Annotated in this window: 17 protein-coding genes; 10 read left to right on the forward strand and 7 right to left on the reverse strand. The window is 50.1% G+C overall.

Annotation, left to right across the window (positions count from 1 at the left end; genetic code table 11):
- Positions 1-133: 133 nt before the first annotated feature.
- Positions 134-1,465 (reverse strand): fumarylacetoacetase, encoded by a 1,332-nt coding sequence (gene fahA, locus AC3WQT_RS09620; RefSeq protein ID WP_492703656.1) that lies wholly within the window; start codon positions 1,463-1,465, stop codon positions 134-136.
- Positions 1,466-2,785, reverse strand: coding sequence for a homogentisate 1,2-dioxygenase (gene hmgA, locus AC3WQT_RS09625; RefSeq protein ID WP_492703657.1), 1,320 nt, complete (start codon positions 2,783-2,785; stop codon positions 1,466-1,468).
- Positions 2,786-2,937: 152 nt separating this feature from the next.
- Here hmgA and AC3WQT_RS09630 point away from each other — a divergent pair, with 152 nt between their 5' ends.
- Positions 2,938-3,843, forward strand: a complete 906-nt coding sequence (locus AC3WQT_RS09630) for a LysR family transcriptional regulator (RefSeq protein WP_492703658.1) — start codon at positions 2,938-2,940, stop codon at positions 3,841-3,843.
- 131 nt (positions 3,844-3,974) lie between these two features.
- Positions 3,975-5,111: an alpha-hydroxy acid oxidase gene (locus AC3WQT_RS09635; RefSeq protein WP_492703659.1), complete on the forward strand. Its 1,137-nt coding sequence runs from the start codon at positions 3,975-3,977 to the stop codon at positions 5,109-5,111.
- Between the two features lie 16 nt (positions 5,112-5,127).
- Here the strand turns inward: AC3WQT_RS09635 and AC3WQT_RS09640 are convergent, their stop codons facing one another.
- Entirely contained in the window at positions 5,128-6,405 is a 1,278-nt protein-coding gene (locus tag AC3WQT_RS09640) for a carbohydrate porin (protein WP_492703660.1), read from the reverse strand.
- Positions 6,406-6,691: 286 nt separating this feature from the next.
- Positions 6,692-7,174: an Hsp20 family protein gene (locus AC3WQT_RS09645; protein ID WP_492703661.1), complete on the reverse strand. Its 483-nt coding sequence runs from the start codon at positions 7,172-7,174 to the stop codon at positions 6,692-6,694.
- A 254-nt stretch (positions 7,175-7,428) separates the two neighbouring features.
- On the opposite strand from AC3WQT_RS09645, the gene AC3WQT_RS09650 reads away from it, so the two are divergent.
- The gene (locus tag AC3WQT_RS09650) at positions 7,429-7,980 is read left to right on the forward strand and encodes a thymidine kinase (protein WP_492703662.1); all 552 of its coding nucleotides are present in this window, start codon (positions 7,429-7,431) and stop codon (positions 7,978-7,980) included.
- A 52-nt stretch (positions 7,981-8,032) separates the two neighbouring features.
- Here the strand turns inward: AC3WQT_RS09650 and AC3WQT_RS09655 are convergent, their stop codons facing one another.
- The gene (locus AC3WQT_RS09655) at positions 8,033-9,631 is read right to left on the reverse strand and encodes a cytochrome C (RefSeq protein ID WP_492703663.1); all 1,599 of its coding nucleotides are present in this window, start codon (positions 9,629-9,631) and stop codon (positions 8,033-8,035) included.
- Positions 9,632-9,887: 256 nt separating this feature from the next.
- On the opposite strand from AC3WQT_RS09655, the gene AC3WQT_RS09660 reads away from it, so the two are divergent.
- From AC3WQT_RS09660 to AC3WQT_RS09680, 5 genes are all read left to right on the forward strand, one after another.
- Positions 9,888-11,399 (forward strand): ATP-binding protein, encoded by a 1,512-nt coding sequence (locus AC3WQT_RS09660; protein ID WP_492703664.1) that lies wholly within the window; start codon positions 9,888-9,890, stop codon positions 11,397-11,399.
- A gap of 4 nt (positions 11,400-11,403) precedes the next feature.
- On the forward strand, positions 11,404-12,096 hold the full coding sequence (locus AC3WQT_RS09665; protein WP_492703665.1) for a response regulator: 693 nt from the start codon (positions 11,404-11,406) through the stop codon (positions 12,094-12,096).
- A 113-nt stretch (positions 12,097-12,209) separates the two neighbouring features.
- Positions 12,210-13,604 (forward strand): ABC transporter substrate-binding protein, encoded by a 1,395-nt coding sequence (locus AC3WQT_RS09670; protein WP_492703666.1) that lies wholly within the window; start codon positions 12,210-12,212, stop codon positions 13,602-13,604.
- Between the two features lie 92 nt (positions 13,605-13,696).
- Positions 13,697-14,089, forward strand: a complete 393-nt coding sequence (locus AC3WQT_RS09675; RefSeq protein ID WP_492703667.1) for a MerR family transcriptional regulator — start codon at positions 13,697-13,699, stop codon at positions 14,087-14,089.
- A gap of 2 nt (positions 14,090-14,091) precedes the next feature.
- On the forward strand, positions 14,092-14,496 hold the full coding sequence (locus AC3WQT_RS09680) for a carboxymuconolactone decarboxylase family protein (protein ID WP_492703668.1): 405 nt from the start codon (positions 14,092-14,094) through the stop codon (positions 14,494-14,496).
- Here the strand turns inward: AC3WQT_RS09680 and AC3WQT_RS09685 are convergent.
- The gene (locus AC3WQT_RS09685) at positions 14,493-14,951 is read right to left on the reverse strand and encodes an Lrp/AsnC family transcriptional regulator (protein WP_492703669.1); all 459 of its coding nucleotides are present in this window, start codon (positions 14,949-14,951) and stop codon (positions 14,493-14,495) included. The genes AC3WQT_RS09680 and AC3WQT_RS09685 overlap by 4 nt on opposite strands.
- Before the next feature lie 87 nt (positions 14,952-15,038).
- On the reverse strand, positions 15,039-15,614 hold the full coding sequence (locus tag AC3WQT_RS09690; RefSeq protein WP_492703670.1) for a DUF3455 domain-containing protein: 576 nt from the start codon (positions 15,612-15,614) through the stop codon (positions 15,039-15,041).
- A gap of 398 nt (positions 15,615-16,012) precedes the next feature.
- Here AC3WQT_RS09690 and rlmF point away from each other — a divergent pair, with 398 nt between their 5' ends.
- Complete coding sequence (gene rlmF, locus AC3WQT_RS09695) at positions 16,013-17,008, forward strand: 23S rRNA (adenine(1618)-N(6))-methyltransferase RlmF (RefSeq protein ID WP_492703671.1); 996 nt, start codon at positions 16,013-16,015, stop codon at positions 17,006-17,008.
- Positions 17,009-17,233: 225 nt separating this feature from the next.
- Positions 17,234-18,478: a nitronate monooxygenase gene (locus AC3WQT_RS09700; RefSeq protein ID WP_492703672.1), complete on the forward strand. Its 1,245-nt coding sequence runs from the start codon at positions 17,234-17,236 to the stop codon at positions 18,476-18,478.
- Positions 18,479-18,525 lie beyond the last annotated feature (47 nt).

The raw sequence follows: 18,525 nt of genomic DNA on the forward strand, positions 1-18,525 counted from the left end.
TTATCTCCCTCTGTCTTCGAACGTCATTACGCCGTAAAAACTCCTATTTCTTTGTCCTGATTTACTTGACCACTACAATCTTGTTCTATCGACGGCCAGTCTCAATCACCGAGCGCTGATTAAAAAACGGCTATCAAGTCCTGGCCGGCAACAAAGTCCCCACCACCTCACCAAACCCGATTCGCGCACAACCCTCTTTTTGCGCCCAGCCACGCATGACGATGGCATCTCCATCTTCCATGAAAATACGCTGTTCACCATTACTCAAAGTCAGTGCCTTCTTGCCGCCTTCAGTGAGTTCCAGCAACGAACCAGCCTCTTCTGCCAATGGGCCAGATTGCGTACCCGACCCCAGCAAATCACCAGGATTGAGATTGCAACCGTTGACGGTATGATGGGTAATCAGCTGCGCAATCGTCCAGTATGAATGACGGAAATTCGACAAGGACAAACGCTCGGCAGGCACGCCTGCTGCACGCATTTTTTCTGTCTGCAACAAGACTTCAAGCTGCACATCAAAGGCACCGCTGTCACGCAAATCAGGGTCATCCAGATAGGCCATGGGCTGTGGGTCTTCTGCGTCGCGGGTCCAGGCATGGCGATACGGTGCAAGTGCTTCCAGTGACACTACCCAGGGGGAAATAGTAGAGGCAAAATTCTTGGCAAGGAATGGGCCTAGCGGCTGGTATTCCCAGGCCTGCACATCGCGGGCTGACCAGTCATTCAACAGGCACAGACCAAAGATATGCGATTCTGCCTTGTCCATATTGATGACATCGCCCAGCGCATTGCCGGGGCCGACGAAGATGCCGATTTCCATTTCATAATCCATGCGTTTGGCAGGACCAAACACCGGCGTCTCGGAAGTAGGTGGTTTGGTCTGAGCTACCGGGCGTCGGAATTGCTGACCGGAGACGCCGATAGATGACGCGCGGCCATGGTAGCCAATAGGCACCCATTTGTAATTTGGCAGCAAAGGATTATCCGGGCGGAATAATTTACCAACCGCCGTTGCATGATGGACAGAGGTATAAAAGTCAGTGTAATCACCGATCTGCGCAGGCAAGGCAAACTCTGCCACGCTTTGCGCCAGCAAGCAGGCTTGCAATGCACCTTGCAGGTTTGCACCTTCACGCAAGACACGCGACAGGGCCAGGCGCAAGGCTGACCAGACTGGCGCACCCAGGCCCATCAGGGCATTCAGGTTACTGGCATTGACGGCATTACTGAAATGCCCGCCCTGCAATTCGGTATAACCGGCAAAGGCATGGGCTGCATGCGCGGCTGCCAGATCAAGTATCTGATCACCGATGGCAATACCAATGCGAAATGCCTGGCTGCTGCCCTGGCGACGAAACACGCCATACGGCAGATTTTGCAGCGGGAAATCCGTGCCAGCCTGGTTGGCCGATGCTACCCAGCTGCGCAAGGCGACATCATGGGTTTCGTTGAGTTGTACCGTCATTTATTTTTGCTCCGGATTAAAATTTTTCTTGATACCTTGCCAGCACTGGTAATAGTCAGCCTGCAATTGCGCAGCTTCCATGGCAGCGCGGGTAGGTTTGATGATATTACGCGTTTCTATCATAAAGGCCATCGTATCATCGACTTTATGTGGTTTGCTGGTATCTGCCGCAGATGCCTTGTCAAAGGTTGGAGCATCGGGGCCATGGCCACTCATGCAATTGTGCAGGCTGGCACCGCCGGGACGGAAACCGGTAGATTTGGCATCATACTGACCATGGATAAGACCCATGAATTCACTGGCGATATTGCGGTGGAACCAAGGTGGGCGGAAAGTGTTTTCTGCCGCCAGCCAGCGTGGTGGGAAAATCACAAAGTCTATGGTATCCACACCCGGCGTATCGCTGGCTGCCTGCAAGACCAGGAAAATCGATGGATCAGGATGATCGTAACTGATGGAGCCTATGGTATTGAAGTGACGCAAATCATATTTGTAAGGTGCGAAATTGCCATGCCAAGCCACCACATCCAAAGGTGAATGGCCTATCTTTGCCGACCACAGATTGCCACTGAACTTGGCCAGCAATTCAAAATCACCTTCCTTGTCTTCATACCAGGCAACCGGGGTCTGGAAATCACGTGGATTGGCCAAACCGTTGGAGCCGATGACGCCAAGGTCAGGCAACTTCAATATGGAACCAAAGTTTTCACAGACATAGCCACGCGCTTCACCATCTGGCAGATGCACCTGGAAGCGCACGCCACGCGGTATCACGGCAATTTCTTGCGGCTCTATGTCCAGCAAACCCATTTCGGTGCGAATGTGCAGGCGGCCTTGCTGGGGGATGATGAGCAGTTCAGCGTCAGCGTCATAAAAGAACCGTGTCGTCATGTCACGGTTGGCCGTGTAGATATGGATGGCACAACCTGTCTGGGCATCGGCAGAGCCATTGCCCGCCATGCTCATCCAACCATCGATGAAATCAGTTGCTTCTGCCGGTATCGGCATGGGGTCCCAGCGCAACTGGTTTGGCGTAGTCGGCGTCGCGCCAAAATCATTTGTCATGCGGCCATTACTGGCTTGCTGGAAGGGCTGGTGCATGGCGGCCGGGCGTATGCGGTATACCCAGGAACGACGGTTCACATGGCGCGGGGCAGTAAAGGCCGTGCCTGAGATTTGCTCGGCATACAGGCCGTAGGCACATTTCTGTGGAGAATTCTGACTCTTGGGTAAGGCATCCGGCAATGCCTCGGTTGCGAATTCATTGGCAAAACCGGTCTGGTATTGAAGCTGGACTTCTCTTGCGTCGTGCTTGCTCATGGCGTTTCCTGCAATCTGAGTTTTGTACAGATGCACTTTAATGCAAAGTCTCCCGTTTTACGATATAAATACAAAAATGTAGGACATTCATAAGATCAATAATACTGCGCAATAATGTTGGACAATAAGCTGGACAATAAGAATGGAATATCATGCTGGAACCCAAAGACATAGACTTGAACTTGCTAGTAGTCTTCCAGGAAGTCTACCAAGACCGCCAGATATCTTCTGTCGCCCGCAAGCTGGGTTTGTCGCAGCCAGCAGTCAGCAATGCCCTGGCGCGGCTGCGGCGCAGTTTTGATGATGAATTATTTGTACGTACGGCAACAGGTATGCAACCCACGGCGCTGGCAGAACAACTGGCAGAACCCGTGGCGCTGGCATTGACCCATATCACCCAGGCCCTGAACCGTCAGGAAAACTTTGACCCGGCCAGCAGCAAACGCCATTTCACCATCGCCATGACCGATGTCGGTGAAGTGTATTTCATGCCTATACTGGCGGAACACTTGCATACTCAGGCCCCCCAGGTACAGTTGTCTACCGTACGCGCCAGTGATATTGATTTGAAAACAGAAATGGAGTCAGGCCGGGTTGATCTTGCCATAGGTGCGTTTGATCATTTGTCAGATGCCTGGTACCAGCGCCGTCTGTTCCGGCAAAACTATGTCTGCATGTTCCGGCAAAGCCACCCACTGGCGGCAGACAGGCTGGAGATGAAGGATTTTCTGGCCGCACGTCATTTGATTGTTGCGTCCAGAGAAAACCCTTATGCCAAAGTCAATCAAAGCCTGGAAAAGGCAGGCATCAGTGCGGCCAGCCATTTGCGTGTCCCCCATTTTGTTGCCGTTCCATACATAGTCAGTTGCAATGATTTGCTGGTAACAGTGCCTCAAAAGCTGGCTGAACGCGCAGCAATCCCTTTTGGCTTGCGCTATGTCAAACCACCTTTACGTTTGCCTGCCCTGCAAACCAATATGTTCTGGCACAGACGCTACAATCAGGATGCAGGTAATCAATGGATGCGCAGCCTGATATCTGATCATTTTCTTGAGTGAATGCGCGGTTTTCTTGCCTGCGATGAGAATGATGCTGAAAATCCTTCATCATAAGTCTGAAAGCTTTTCCGCCATGGCAAGTTGCTTATCCTCTACACTTGCCTGATTGTTTAATTAGCCGGAGTAAACCCATGCCTGTCATTACCTGTGTAGAAGACCTGCGCCTGCTCGCCAAGAAGCGCGTCCCAAAAGCATTTTATGATTATGCAGATAGCGGCTCTTACACAGAATCGACTTACAAGGCCAATAGCAGTGACCTGGCTTCCATCAAGTTGAGGCAGCGGGTTGCCATCAATGTTGAACACCGCTCTACCCGCACCACCATGATAGGCCAGGAAGTCAGTATGCCGGTAGCAATAGCGCCAACTGGCTTGACAGGCATGCAATGGGCCAATGGTGAAATGCTGGGTGCGATAGCGGCAGAGAAATTTGGCGTGCCATTCACCTTGTCTACCATGAGCATCTGCTCGATAGAAGATGTGGCCAGCGTCACCAGCAAGCCTTTCTGGTTCCAGCTGTATGTCATGCGCGACCGTGGTTTTGTGAAAGAAATGATACAACGCGCCAGGAATGCCAAATGCTCAGCCCTGGTACTGACACTGGATTTGCAGATTCTGGGACAACGCCACAAAGACTTGAAAAACGGCATGTCGGTACCGCCAAAACTGACGCTGGCAAATATTCTTGATCTGGCGACCAAGCCTGCCTGGGCCTTGCGCGCCTTGTCTGGCCGCAAGACCTTTGGCAATCTGGTCGGTCATGTCAAAGGTGGCGACGGCATACTGACGCTTAGCCAATGGACTGCCAGCCAGTTTGACCCGACCCTCAGTTGGGACGACGTTGCCTGGATCAAAAAAGAATGGGGTGGCAAGCTGATCCTGAAAGGCATACTCGACGTAGAAGATGCCAGGCTGGCGGTAGCCGCCGGTGCCGATGCCATCGTCGTGAGTAACCATGGTGGTCGCCAGCTTGACGGCGCGATGTCTTCCATACAGGCCCTGCCAGCGATTGTTGATGCAGTTGGCCATCAAACTGAAGTCTGGTTTGATGGTGGCATACGAACAGGTCAAGATATCTTGAAAGCCACCGCACTCGGTGCCAAAGGCAGCATGGTAGGCCGTGCCTTTTTATATGGCCTGGGTGCCATGGGCGAAGCCGGTGTCACCAAGATGCTGGAAATCTTGCAGAAAGAGCTGGATGTCAGCATGGCTTTGACCGGTACCAGGGATATTCGTGAAGTGAATGCCTCGAACATCATACGGTCTTAAAAGCGGTCTTAAATTTTCAGAACGCCACTTCCGTCCTTAAGCTCAGTACCCAGGCTTTTTTCAGACTGGCATCCATATTCGGATTGAAGACACATTGCACCACTGGCTGTATTACCAGCCAGGGGCGCACTTGCATTTTATAAGTCGCCTCTACGATAGATTCAAAATTATCGGCCTTGTTGAGCTTGCGGTATTTTTCACTGGCGCGGGCATAGGTCATTCCCAAGGCCAATTGATCCTCTGCATGTCCATCGAAAAAGCCAACATAATTCAAGCCCAGATTAACTGACCAGTCAGATTGATTGATATCTTTTTGTGCCGCACCAAAGCGCAAGAAACCTTGCAAGCCCTGGCCAGGATGGCCCGCTTTTGGCAGCAGCGTGCGTTCAGTCAAGACATACCAGCCATAATTCTTGCGTTGCAAACGCCTGCCATTTGCATCCACACTGCTGAGGTCATCAAAGCTGGTGCTGTAACGCCACATACCTATGGCAGTCTTGTTGAGCGCCTTGTCGTCACCACCAGGTTTTTCGCCAAAATGCCCTGCCTCTGCCATGAGCAGAACACCATCACCCTTGTCAAACCTAATATGGCTGCCGCGTGGATTGGCAGGGTCACCAGGCACACCATCGAGCACGGCCATTTGCACATAGCTATTCTTGTCCGCCGACCTGTAGCGCAGACGTGTACCAAAAGAAGCCATGGGGTAGATAGGCGGGCCATTCTTGCCAGTCTGCCCGACTGAGATATTCATGCCCATGGCAGGTTGCAGAAATACACCTGAACTGTCGGTGACATAAAATTCTGAATCGATGGCATATAAGCCGACCAGCACAGCCAGCCTGTCATCGAGCATGTTCTTTTCCAGCCACAGTGCAGAAAACTGGGCAGTATTGGTCCTGACTTCGATATTATCAACGCCAATGAAGCTGCCGGTTTTTTGCAGGTTTGGTTTGCCACCGAGTTCACTATGGTATTGGGTATAAGCAGTCCAGCCTTCCCATCCCATCAGTTTGCCCAGGTCAAGGCGTATCCTAGCATCGGTATACGACAGCCATCTGGTGCCGGTGGCGATACCACCATCCTGATTGCGCACGATGTCGCTACGATGCGTGAAATCCAGACTGATACCCTGGTCCAGCCAGGCCTGGCGCTGGCCATTCCAGTCGCCGGTGAGGGTAGTCAGATTCAAGTCGGTGCCGTCTTCCGCTGCATGAGCGGATATATGAATGACACAGTTCAGACATAGCAGCAGTCCCATCGAGAAAATGCCAGACTTCAGGGTCTTTCTCATAGGCAGCTCTATAAAATTATTCTGGGCATCAGGAGATCACTTTGTATGCACTTGGTCACCATCAGGTCATAAAAGTATGCTCTTTTATTTTTGATGTGACATGCGCCAAGCCCCTGATTTTCGGCGCTATTCTACCCAAAAATGAAAGACTTGCCTGTAAAAATTTTGTAAACCCTGAACGATATTTTTTTGAGGTGCAGATAATAAAAAAGCATGGGCAAGCCCATGCTTTTTTATTTCATTTTTGAGGCCAGATCCATGCATCAGCATGGATCATGTTGCCTGATTAAGCGACCTGGCGCTGCAATTGATTTTGCGCCTGGTTTTGTGACTCTACCAGTTGCAGATTATCGCCATCAATCAGGATGCGGCGTGGTTTATGTGCTTCTGGAATTTCACGTACCAGTTCGATATTCAGCAAACCATTGTCGAGACGGGCGCTGATGACTTTAACATGATCGGCAAGACGGAAACGATGTTCAAAATCGCGTGAGGCAATGCCACGGTGCAGGAAGTTACGTGTGCCTTCGGCCTTTTGACGGCGACCAACAATTTTCAGAGTATCGCGTTCGGTTTCGATGTCGATTTCGCTGCGGTCAAAACCTGCAACTGCCATGGTGATCGCATACTTATCTTCCGCAATCAGTTCAATATTGTAAGGGGGATAGCTGGGTGCAGTTTCAGCACGTTGAGCATCATCAAATAACTGGGCCAGACGGTCAAAGCCGATAGCGGAACGATACAGAGGAGCGAAGTCAAAATTACGCATGATAATATCCTTATAAATTGAAGCGATATAAATTAAAAGTTTAGAAACTATTTTTGAAAATCTTACTACGGTGATGCCTGTTACTTCTGGTTTGCAGACCTCAGCTTCGAGCATCTGCTGAGTAGAAAATGGCGCTGGTGCCAAGAGTTTCAAGACCCCGATATCAAATTTTTTTTCTTAAATAAAATTTATTCATTTCAGATTATTCTCCGCAGCAATATTTACAACAGTCCAAAGAAAAACAGGAAACAGGCATGGCCAAGCTTTACTTCAGATATTCAGCAATGAATGCAGGAAAATCCACAGCGCTTTTACAAGTCGCCCACAACTACGAAGAGCAGGGACAAAAAGTCCGTCTCTACACAGCAGCCATCGATAACCGTTATGGCGCAGGCAAAGTCACTTCCCGTTTGGGCCCACAAAGGCAGGCTGAAGTTTTTGATGCGCATTTTGATTTTTTGGCAGAAACACCCAAGGTCAGTTGCGTGCTGGTGGATGAAGCACAATTCCTGTCGGCTGATCAGGTAAGGCAATTACATCAGTTGGCGCAAGTACGCGGTGTACCTGTTATTTGCTATGGATTGCGCAGTGATTTTCTGGGTGAGCCATTTACCGGCTCCAGTTATTTGCTGGCACTGGCGGATGACATAGAAGAATTAAAAAACATCTGCGCCTGCGGTAAAAAAGCCACGATGAATATCCGCGTTGATGAAAATGGCAGACGCATGAAAACTGGCGAGCAAATAGATATTGGTGGGAATGAGCGCTATCAACATGTATGTGGCCGCTGTTTTTACGCTGGCTAAAATAAAAGAGCAGACCCCAGAGCCTGCTCTTTTCACCTCATCCAAACCGGCTTTACAGCACCTTCAAAAACTCCGTCAAATCATTAATTTCCTGCGGAGTAAATCCTATATTAAAACGCTTGTCATAAAACTTCACGACATCACTTATTTCTACCATGCCACCATTATGGAAATAGGGTGACCGGGCTTCTATGGCACGCAGGCTGGGTACTTTGAAGCGACCTATATCTTTCCATTTACCAGTCGCCATGGCGCTGCCGGGATCAGTGGTTTCGACTATTTCACCAGTCAGTTTATTCCTGAGCGTGTACAAGGGTATGTCTGGTGTGCGCAGGCTGGCATCTGATACACCGGTATTGAACAGACGTGGTACTGAATGCGAACCCACGTTTCCTACACTATGGCAGCTGGCACAAGTCCCACGCTGCAAGGGCAAGCGCAATTCATCATTGAAGCCAGCAACACGGGTGATATTAAAAGGCTTGTTATTAAATATTTGCTCGCCCCTGGCAATGGAACCTCTTGCAAGATTGATCGCCGTTGGTGGCTGGGGCGGCTGTGGCGGACGTCCCTGAACGGGTGGGTTAGGTGGCGTTGGCCTGTCGAGACCACGCCAGGCCGTAAACATGGTCATGACATTGCGGTCGAATGGAGCACCTGTGACATAGTCACCAACATCCAGGTCATTGATACCGAAATAGAAATTATTTTTTGCCAGTTCAACAGGGCCACCTTTGGCGCCCGCATCAGTCAGATTTCCCGCGACCAGACTGGTGATCTGCGCAGTAAATAATGTCTTTTCAAAATCGACGATGCTACGTTGTTCAGCCACAGTCAAACCTTGTGCCGCTTGCGCATGACCAGTGACTGCGCTATTCGATTGATGCAACAAGTCAAAATCGGTGGAAGAAAAACATTGTAATGGGCGAGTATTGCGTATGCACAAATTGGATCTGGCATCGATGAAGGTTTCACGACCATCCCACATGACTGTGCTCAGGAATTTCAGGTTGGTGGTTGGCAAAGGACGACGGAATAGCGATATCTCTTTGGCGCTGGCATAGCCATAAGGATCATCTACCTTGACCAGGGTAAACTCGGCATCGGCAGGCACTGGCAAGCCCACCCTGATGAGGCCTTTGGTCAGCAACATATTGTATGCCAGGCGTTTTTGATCTATGGTTGCCACCAGGGCATTGGGTGAGTTCGCACCATCCACCAATCTGAAAACTGGATCATCACCATTGGTCTGTGCGAATCTGTCTTTTAAATTGTCAGGACTGATACTCCAGCCCTGGCTTTCCTGATGACAAGTGGCACAACTGCGGCCATTGCCAAAGGCTTTGAAGAAGGCGTTATTTTTATCTATGCTGCCAGTGGTGGAAACGGTCAGAACTGCGCCCTCCTCATTCGCGAAAGGCACCAGCGAAGGCGGATCAGCAGGCGGTGCTGCTGGCGCAGGTGTAATAAGACTTGATGATGTGGCAAGCAGCGGTACAGCTTGCACCGCTGCGCTATTGTTCGACCCTGCCGTGCTGGTATCACCGCCACAGGCAGCCAGACTCATCAGGACGAATATGGCGCCACTTATCTGCACCCTGCGATACATTCCATGCATGTCTGGCAAATTCAATTCTGTATATGATTTCATTTGAAGTCCCTCTTGGAGTTTGATTTTTTCTACTCTGGAAGCCCGGCATTCTCTGCACTAAGTTCTGAGACTGGATAGAGGATGATTTTTGAATGTGAAGAAAAAATGAAGAAAAGGGCTTTTTTAAAAATAGCTGGCACAAAATTCACAAAAATATTTTTTTTAATGATTCTCGTCTTTACTTCATGATTCCTCCATAATTGGCTGGCATCATGGCAAATCAATACAATTCAATACAGTCTGGGAGCCTTGAAGTATGCGTCTGACCATCGCCCGCAAGCTTGCTTTGGCAATTACGGCAATTGTGATTATCAGCATAGGCACGCTGGCCTGGGTCACCAGTCAAAACCTGAAAAGTGGCTTTATTGCCTATCTCAGTGATCTGGAGCGGCAAGACCTGGTCAGGCTCAGTAATTTGCTGGCAGACGATTATCGTCAATATGGCAATTTTGACCGCTTCCAGGCTAACCGCCGCCCCATGCGTGACTTGCTGGATCAGATACGCAGCAAGCCACGTCCAGAAAATGAGGATGCACCTCCGCCACCACCACCGAGAAGAAGACAACGTGAAGGCGAAGCTGAAGATCACAATGACCAGCGCCCGCCTCCCCCGCCACGGAGCCAGGACAGACCGCCACGTGATGCACCACCTGAACAAAGACCGCCAATAGATCCGATGAACTTTGGGCAAAGACTGTCACTGATCGATAAGGATGGACATGCACTGATAGGCCCAGGCGACGCTCCTGGTGGCAGCATCGTGCCTATCATGCTAGGCAATGAGAGAATAGGGATGCTGAGGCTTGCCCCCTTGCGACAAATCTCAAATGCCAGCGCCATGGATTTTGTCAGTGTGCAAATACGTCATACCTTATGGCTGGCGCTGACGTTGATACTGGTATCGCTGATATTTTCGCTATGGCTGGCGAGACATTTATTACGGCCTTTAAAATCGCTGCATCAGGTGACTGCAAAAATTTCCAAGGGTCAGCTCGACGCCAGGGCAGAAATGATCAGTCAGGATGAACTCGGTGACCTGGCGCGTGATATCAACAGCATGGCGCAAAATCTGGAAAGGAATGAAGCACAAAGAAGCAAGATGCTGGCTGATATCTCACATGAATTGCGTACCCCGCTGACCGTGATCCAGGGTGAGATAGAGGCGCTGATGGATGGGGTGCGCCATATCACGCCTGCGGCACTGGAATCTTTGCATGCGGAGGTACGTCACCTGAACAAGCTTGTGGATGATCTGCGTCAGTTAACTTTAGCCGATGCCGGTGACCTGCACTATCAATTCCAGGCCATGGATTTGCGCCCCATGCTGGCAGACTTGTTGCAGCGCTTTGGCTTGCGCATAGAGCAAGCAGGTCTGCGCCTGGAAAGCCAGTTGGGTGACATGCCAGCCTGGATCAATGCCGATGGTGGCCGCCTGACCCAGGTACTTAGTAATTTGCTGGAAAACAGCATACGCTATACCGATAGTGGTGGTGTTATTTTATGTACGCTGATACGCAATGGTGCCTTACTGGAGCTACGCCTGGAAGACAGTGCACCTGGTGTACCAGATGCCAGCCATGCCCTGTTATTTGACCGTTTATACAGGGCCGACAGTGCGCGTGACCGCGCCAGTGGCGGCAGCGGTCTGGGGTTGGCGATTTGCAAGGTCATCGTTGAAGCACATGGTGGACGTATCAGCGCCTCTGCCTCACAATTGGGTGGTGTGAAAATACTCATGCAATTGCCTTTTATCAAGACACCAAATTAATCCCATGGATACCAAGGCCCACATATTCATTGTTGAAGATGACTTGAAAATCGCTGCCCTGCTCAAGGATTATTTGCTGGCAGCTGGATATCAGGTCAGCCATGAAACTAATGGCAGACTGGCGCTGGAACAACTGCGGCTGTCAGCACCCAACCTGATCTTGCTTGACCTGATGTTGCCTGAACTGGATGGCATCAGCATTTGCAATGAAGTGCGCAAATTCAGCCAGGTGCCCATCATCATGCTGACTGCGCGCGTTGAAGAAGTGGATCGCTTGCTGGGCCTGGAAACCGGGGCAGACGACTATGTCTGCAAACCCTTCAGTCCGCGTGAAGTGGTGGCGCGTGTCAAAGTACATTTGCGCCGCAGCATGGCTGGTCAGGATAAGCAGTCCACGGCTTCGCAGTCACGTTTTTCTATCGACAAACAACAACTGCGCATACTGGTGGATGCCCAGCCCTTGAATCTGACACCAGTAGAATATCGCTTGCTGGCCGAATTCATCAGCCATCCTGAACGTGTGTTCTCACGCCAGCAATTACTGGACTTTGCCCATGAAGACCAGCGCGACATCAATGACAGGACAGTAGATACGCACATCAAGAACATACGCAAGAAGATACAGGGAAAACTGCCGGGTAATGAATGCCTGCATTCTGTGTATGGCGTGGGTTATCGCTTTGAACTGCCGCTGTAAATTATTCTGAACACTCAAAAAGAGGCAAAGCGGCGTTTTTGCGAGCCAATACGCCGCTTGCCTGCATAATGGAAAAGCGAGAATAATGTTTTGACTGTTACCCTTGTTAAAACATGACTCTGCACATCGTCACCTTAAAAAAACTCTTCCATATCGACCCGGCCAGGACTAATGCGGTCTGTCATCCGCTGAGTTCCCTGTTGTATCAAACCCTGTTACGCATCAATCGTTCAGGTGATAGCCCTGTTGCTGACCTGGCCAGCAGTTGGGCACATTCTGCCGATTACAGAATATGGTCGTTTGCCATGGCACCTGCCTGCTTCCGTGATGGCAGCCCGCTACTGGCTTCGCATGTAGTGAACAGCTTTGCCCGTCACATCTGGCCATCATCCACCTCCATCTTTGCCGGGTTGTTGCGTGACTTGATTGTGGGTGCCGCAGATTGCAAGGAAGGTGACATCCCGGCGGGCCTGCATGCCGATGATGAGCAGCATCGTGTACTCATACAATTAAAACAGCCCTATTGCCCTTTACTGGAAATCATCGCTCATCCCGTCATGGGGATTTGCCTTTCAAGTGACAGCAATGAAATGACAGGATCTGGCCCTTTGTCTATATCGTCCGCCAGCAGTACAGAAATACAGCTGGAACCTAATCCTGCTTATGCAGGTCTGCGCAAATTGCCAGAGCGAATCTGCATACAGCTTCATGATAAATTTGATGATGTGCTGCTTGCCATGCAAAACGGTAAAGTGAATGCAACCTTACTTGAACGCAAGCATCAACTCAGACTCGATGCCATGCCAGGCATGCATTCCACCAGATTGCGTGACCGCTGGTCAGGCATGTTGATCCTGAACGCGGCAGGCGTATTCAATGAGCAGGCCATGCGCAAGGATTTTCATGCACTGGTACAAAAACAAGCACAAGAAAAGCTTGGCAATTTTTACTACACTGACTTTATTCCAAATGACATTTTGGATGTGCCTGCGGCACCAGTTAGCAACATAACGCGGGAAGAATTTCACCAGCGCTGGGCCGGGCGTTTTTCCGCAAAGCCAGTCCGCATCCTGTATGCCACCGGGCGTGGGGCCTTGACCATAGCACTTGATTGCGCCATTGAGGTATTGAAAGCCTGTGGCATACACTGTGAATTGATACATACGACAAATGCGGAGCAAGTCTATGATTTCGTTGCCAAAGGCGCGTTTGATATAGTCGCACGCGGCTGGATACAAGACTTTGATGATGCTGACGAGTATTTTGGTGTCTATAAAAAACAAGCGCCGCAAGTTGAGGCACAGGCTGCTTATCAGCGCTTTTACGACACTGTAGCGGCGAACCGGCACTTGGCAGATGTGCATGCCAGATCAACTGCCTACGCGCAAGCTGTAAAAGCACTGGATGAAGAATATCTGTGCATCACAGTCTGCCGCGATCATCACCGGATTTTTCATGACAGCAATCTGCATTTGCAGGCGCTTTGCCGCGATCCTTTCGATTTATAAGTTGCAGCCATCATTCCTGCTTGAAGATCACGTCCAAAAAATAAATCCTGTATGCTTGACTTGGAGTGCACTCTAACTTCTATGATCAAACCGTGACCAAACAATTTATTTCCATAAGCGAACTGGCTGCCCTGACAGGCTTGTCTGCGTATACCTTGCGCTTCTATGAAAAAGCCGGGGTATTGCAGGCCGCAAAAAGGGCAGATAACGGCCACAGACGTTACAACAGCCAGGATGTCTTGTGGCTGGAGTTTGTCCTGCGCCTGAAGCGAACCGGCATGCCGCTTGCGGACATACGTGAGTATGCACGGCTCAGGGCAGATGGGGAAATGAGTTTGCAACAGCGGCTGACGATGCTGGAACTCCATCGTCAGCGCCTGGCCACCACCATGTCTGAGCTTGCAGCAAATGCCAGCGCCCTGGATGACAAGATTCAGGTTTATCAGGAAATGATACGCAAGTCTGGCAAGAAAAAGAGGGTCTGATCATGGATCAAAACAGAAGTGAACTTACTAGTGAACGTTACCAGCGCGGCTGGGAGAAATTGAGAGAGATAGATGGCGAAGCAGGAGAAAAAGTCATTGCATCGCTGGCTGATATCGCCCCCGACTTTGCCCGTTACGTGATTGAATTCCCATTCGGGGATATTTATTCACGCCCGCAACTGGATTTGAAATCACGAGAAATTGCCGTGGTAGCAGCGCTCACAGCACTTGGAAATGCTACTCCTCAGCTCAAGGTGCATATACAGGCAGCCTTGAATGTGGGATGTACGCGGGATGAAGTGATTGAGGTCATCATGCAGATGGCGGTGTATGCTGGCTTTCCAGCCGCCTTGAATGGCTTGTTTGCAGCGAAAGAAGTGTTTGCTGCGCTGGATACAGTCGATTAAATCGGCAGACAATAACTTTGCTTGACGGTATCCATGACGACCGTGGTGTGGAACTTGAGGATATTGTCGTTAGTGAAAAACACGGCGCGGGTGAAGCGCTCATAGGCAGCCATGTCTGTGGTTTGCACGATGAGCATGAAGTCAAATTCACCCGCCAGATAAAAACATTGCTGAACCTCTGTCAGGGCTTGCATGTCTTGTTTAAAGCTGTCAATGACATCGCCCAGGCCTTTTTTGAAAGCTACTTCAACCATGACGGTCAAAGGATAACCAACCGCCTGGGGGCTGACTATCGCGACTTCAGCGCTGATCACGCCTTCATCGCGCATTTTGCGTATGCGCCGCTGCACGGCCGTGGCAGACAAGCCTATGTCTGCCCCTATCAGCTCTGCTGAATGGCGGCTATTCTTTTGCAGGTAGCGCAAAATGGCGAGATCGAAGCCATCCAGTATCATTGCTTGAGGATAACAAGTTCATAAAGGGAGACCTATTATGAACCCATATGGAAATCAAATCCTTAACTGGTAGCAATAAAGCGGCAATTAATTTGCTTTAAAGAAATAATATGTGGCTTTATAAGGCGTACGTGTTTCTGCGCCGATCTGGAAATCCGAGCATCCCGTCAAAGGAGCTTTGCCGCCGACAGTGACTACACGCTGTATGCTCGTCACCTTGGAAAAAGTCCCCGTTGCAGAGCTGGACTTCGCTTTCAACAGTAACCAGGGAATGGCGTTGGTATCAACGCTGTCACTCTTGGCGACCACTTCAGCCACTACCTTGCTGCCATCAGCAGCTTCCCAGGTTGGACCTTCATAGTGTTTGCCCAGTTTAGGGCTGGTCGGGTCGTGGCTGGCGTACAGCTCGGCTTCTGGTGAGCGGAATACCCATTCAAACTTCTTGGGGCCGCCTTTATTGGCTCTGCAGTCATAAATCTGCACGCCGGTTGCCGCCATTTGAAAGGCCAGCACTTCACCAGCAGGCGCTTTCAGACTGACTGGCACGCTAACGACCTGCACAGCAGGCACCACAGGGCCAGCTGTATGTTTAACAGGCGCGGTCGAGCAGGCTGACAGGATGGCGGCAGTGGTAATGCTGCCAACGATAGCGATTTTCTTCATTTCTTATACCTTTCAATAAGATGTTCAAGGCGCTCACTCACCGCGACCAACAGATAATTTGATATATCCAGGTGCTCAGGCTTGCATCAAGCACTCGCACGATCATACTCTGCAATGGCACATGCCATTGCTATCATTAGCTGCTGGGGGGAGTGTAAATCTGGATCGGGCAGATTTTAGCAATGCTGTTTTAAAATAAATAAAACACTTACTGAATTTTACATCCTCGTCACAGAAGCACCAGCCCTACTTAAGTATGGCTCGCCATAATGCTGTTTATTCTTGCTCCATATAAATTTGCCTTATGGTTTAACAAACAGCAATGCGTCCTTCATGGGACAATAGGGCTTAGATACCCTGCCTGCATCAGGCATGACGAATTTGTGGATTCAGGCTTCATGAGCAACAAAAACAAGAAGGAAACAAGAAATCAGGGTGGCAGGCCATTGCTGCATGCGCGCAATCGCCATCAGGGGCGCTATGATTTTCCTGCCCTGATCAAGGCAGAGCCTGCGCTTGAGCACGTCCTCATCACCAATCCTGCTGGTGAGACAAGTATCAATTTTGCCGACCCGCTGGCAGTCAGGCTGCTCAACAAGGCGTTATTGCAAAGTAGTTATGGCGTGTGCGATTGGGATATTCCCCCGGAAAATCTTTGCCCACCGGTGCCGGGTCGTGCTGATTATCTGCATTATCTGGCTGATTTGCTGGCTGGCAGCAACCAGGGACGTGTACCGAAGGGTAAGCAGATACTGGCTTTGGATATTGGTACAGGTGCCAGTTGCATCTATCCCTTACTCGGTACCATTGAATACGGCTGGTCATTTTGCGCCAGCGACATTAACCAGGCTTCTTTGGCAAATGCCCAGAACATACTAGACCGCAACCCCAGCCTGGGCAAACAGATCCAATTGCGTCATCAGACGAATGAATTATCCCTGTTCAAAGGCATAGTAGCTGATGATGAATGGTTTGATGTCAGCCTATGCAATCCACCATTTCATGCATCCGCCGAAGAAGCAAGGGCGGGCAGCATACGCAAATGGGAGAATCTGAATAAAAACGGCAAGCCAGAGCAAACTGAACCGGTGCTGAACTTCAGTGGTCAGGCGGCAGAACTCTGGTGTAAAGGTGGGGAGCTGGCTTTTATCGAGAAAATGATCAGGGAAAGTGCAGCTATACCCACAAAAGTCTTATGGTTTTCTACCCTGGTATCAAAATCAGCCAATTTGACCGCAATCCATACGGCATTGAAGCAAGTCAAAGTCTGTGATGAGAAAACCATTATCATGAGCCAGGGTAATAAAGAGAGTCGTCTGGTCGCCTGGACTTTCTTGAATGCAAGCCAACAAGCTGCCTGGGTTAAATTACGTTGGTCAAATGGCAAGAGATAAGGCCTGCACCTGGGTATTTGCCTCTCTTACAGAATATAATCTTAGCTATAGCGCCTAGCCCTGGCTTACAATCTCGTTCGACTGTCGGTTTGCAGCCTGGAATCAACAAGAAATAACAAGAAGTATGCAATATGTATCTGTAGAGTAAGAGTACTACGAGTATTGAGAGAGTACTAAATATAGCGTCGCGTGATTTACTTTTGAGCAAATGTGTCAAGGATAACAATGAAACGTGTAGATGATTTCCGCCTGAAGCTGGGCAAAGATGAGCTGGTTCCTATCATGATCGGTGGCATGGGCGTCGATATTTCCACTGCTGAACTGGCACTGGTTGCTGCACGTCTTGGCGGGGTTGGTCATATTTCTGATGCCATGGTGCAGGATGTCTCTGACCGTCGTTTTGACACCAGCTTTGTCAAGGAAAAAACCAAATTCTACAAATATAATATTAACAACTCTGACAAGACTGACGTCAAGTTCAACCTCGAGCAACTGGCAGAAGCAACCCGACTGCATATAGGCAAGACCATGGAAGCCAAGCAAGGCAAGGGCATGATCTTTGTCAATTGCATGGAAAAACTGACCATGAACGGCCCGCGCGAAACCCTGAAGGTGCGTCTGGAGTCTTCACTCGATGCTGGTATTGATGGCATCACAATGAGCGCTGGTTTGCATCTGGGTTCTTTTGGACTGATTGCTGATCACCCGCGCTTCCGCGATGCCAAGCTGGGCATCATCGTTTCTTCAGTACGTGCGCTGCAGTTGTTCCTGCGCAAGAATTCCCGCCTGAATCGCCTTCCTGACTACGTCATCGTCGAAGGGCCGCTGGCTGGGGGCCATCTTGGTTTTGGCATGGACTGGGCAGAATATGATCTGCAAACCATCATTACTGAAATTGTACAGTTCCTGAAGGCAGAAAACCTGGATATTCCACTGATTGCCGCTGGTGGTATTTTCACCGGTAGCGATGCCGTGTCCTTTCTGGAAAACGGCGCTGCCGGGGTACAGGTAGCAACCCGCTTTACCGTCACCAATGAGTGCGGCTTACCAGCCAATGTGAAGCAGGAATATTTCAAGGCCAGTGAAGGCGACATCGAAGTCAATAATATCTCGCCTACAGGCTACCCTATGCGCATGCTGAAGAATACGCCAGCGATAGGTGATGGCATACGCCCAGGTTGTGAATCTTATGGCTACCTGCTCGATGGCAATGGCAACTGCGCCTACATCACATCGTATAACCGTGAAGTGGCAGCACACCCTGATGCCAAGAAAATCTCAGTCATGGACAAGACTTGCCTGTGCACCCATATGCGTAACTTCAATTGCTGGACTTGTGGGCAAATGACTTACCGTCTGAAAGACACGACCCGCAAACTGCCGGATGGCACTTATGAATTGCTAAGCGCAGAACATGTGTTCCGCGATTACCAGTTCAGTGTAGATCACCAGATTGCCTTGCCGGTTTAATCTGGCAAGCTGAAAACAAGACGCCGCTTTAAGCTTCGGGCAAAGCG

It is taken from the genome of Undibacterium sp. FW305-107, from assembly GCF_058788535.1.

What these genes read in the sequence shown, in the direction of transcription:
- AC3WQT_RS09700 (WP_492703672.1), top strand. Translation starts at nt 17,234, where the DNA reads ATGAAACGTGTAGATGATTTCCGCCTGAAGCTGGGCAAAGATGAGCTG.
- AC3WQT_RS09645 (WP_492703661.1), bottom strand. Translation starts at nt 7,174, where the DNA reads ATGCGTAATTTTGACTTCGCTCCTCTGTATCGTTCCGCTATCGGCTTT.
- AC3WQT_RS09650 (WP_492703662.1), top strand. Translation starts at nt 7,429, where the DNA reads ATGGCCAAGCTTTACTTCAGATATTCAGCAATGAATGCAGGAAAATCC.
- AC3WQT_RS09635 (WP_492703659.1), top strand. Translation starts at nt 3,975, where the DNA reads ATGCCTGTCATTACCTGTGTAGAAGACCTGCGCCTGCTCGCCAAGAAG.
- fahA (WP_492703656.1), bottom strand. Translation starts at nt 1,465, where the DNA reads ATGACGGTACAACTCAACGAAACCCATGATGTCGCCTTGCGCAGCTGG.
- AC3WQT_RS09665 (WP_492703665.1), top strand. Translation starts at nt 11,404, where the DNA reads ATGGATACCAAGGCCCACATATTCATTGTTGAAGATGACTTGAAAATC.
- hmgA (WP_492703657.1), bottom strand. Translation starts at nt 2,785, where the DNA reads ATGAGCAAGCACGACGCAAGAGAAGTCCAGCTTCAATACCAGACCGGT.
- AC3WQT_RS09640 (WP_492703660.1), bottom strand. Translation starts at nt 6,405, where the DNA reads ATGAGAAAGACCCTGAAGTCTGGCATTTTCTCGATGGGACTGCTGCTA.
- AC3WQT_RS09655 (WP_492703663.1), bottom strand. Translation starts at nt 9,631, where the DNA reads ATGAAATCATATACAGAATTGAATTTGCCAGACATGCATGGAATGTAT.
- rlmF (WP_492703671.1), top strand. Translation starts at nt 16,013, where the DNA reads ATGAGCAACAAAAACAAGAAGGAAACAAGAAATCAGGGTGGCAGGCCA.
- AC3WQT_RS09660 (WP_492703664.1), top strand. Translation starts at nt 9,888, where the DNA reads ATGCGTCTGACCATCGCCCGCAAGCTTGCTTTGGCAATTACGGCAATT.
- AC3WQT_RS09630 (WP_492703658.1), top strand. Translation starts at nt 2,938, where the DNA reads ATGCTGGAACCCAAAGACATAGACTTGAACTTGCTAGTAGTCTTCCAG.
- AC3WQT_RS09690 (WP_492703670.1), bottom strand. Translation starts at nt 15,614, where the DNA reads ATGAAGAAAATCGCTATCGTTGGCAGCATTACCACTGCCGCCATCCTG.
- AC3WQT_RS09670 (WP_492703666.1), top strand. Translation starts at nt 12,210, where the DNA reads ATGACTCTGCACATCGTCACCTTAAAAAAACTCTTCCATATCGACCCG.
- AC3WQT_RS09685 (WP_492703669.1), bottom strand. Translation starts at nt 14,951, where the DNA reads ATGATACTGGATGGCTTCGATCTCGCCATTTTGCGCTACCTGCAAAAG.
- AC3WQT_RS09680 (WP_492703668.1), top strand. Translation starts at nt 14,092, where the DNA reads ATGGATCAAAACAGAAGTGAACTTACTAGTGAACGTTACCAGCGCGGC.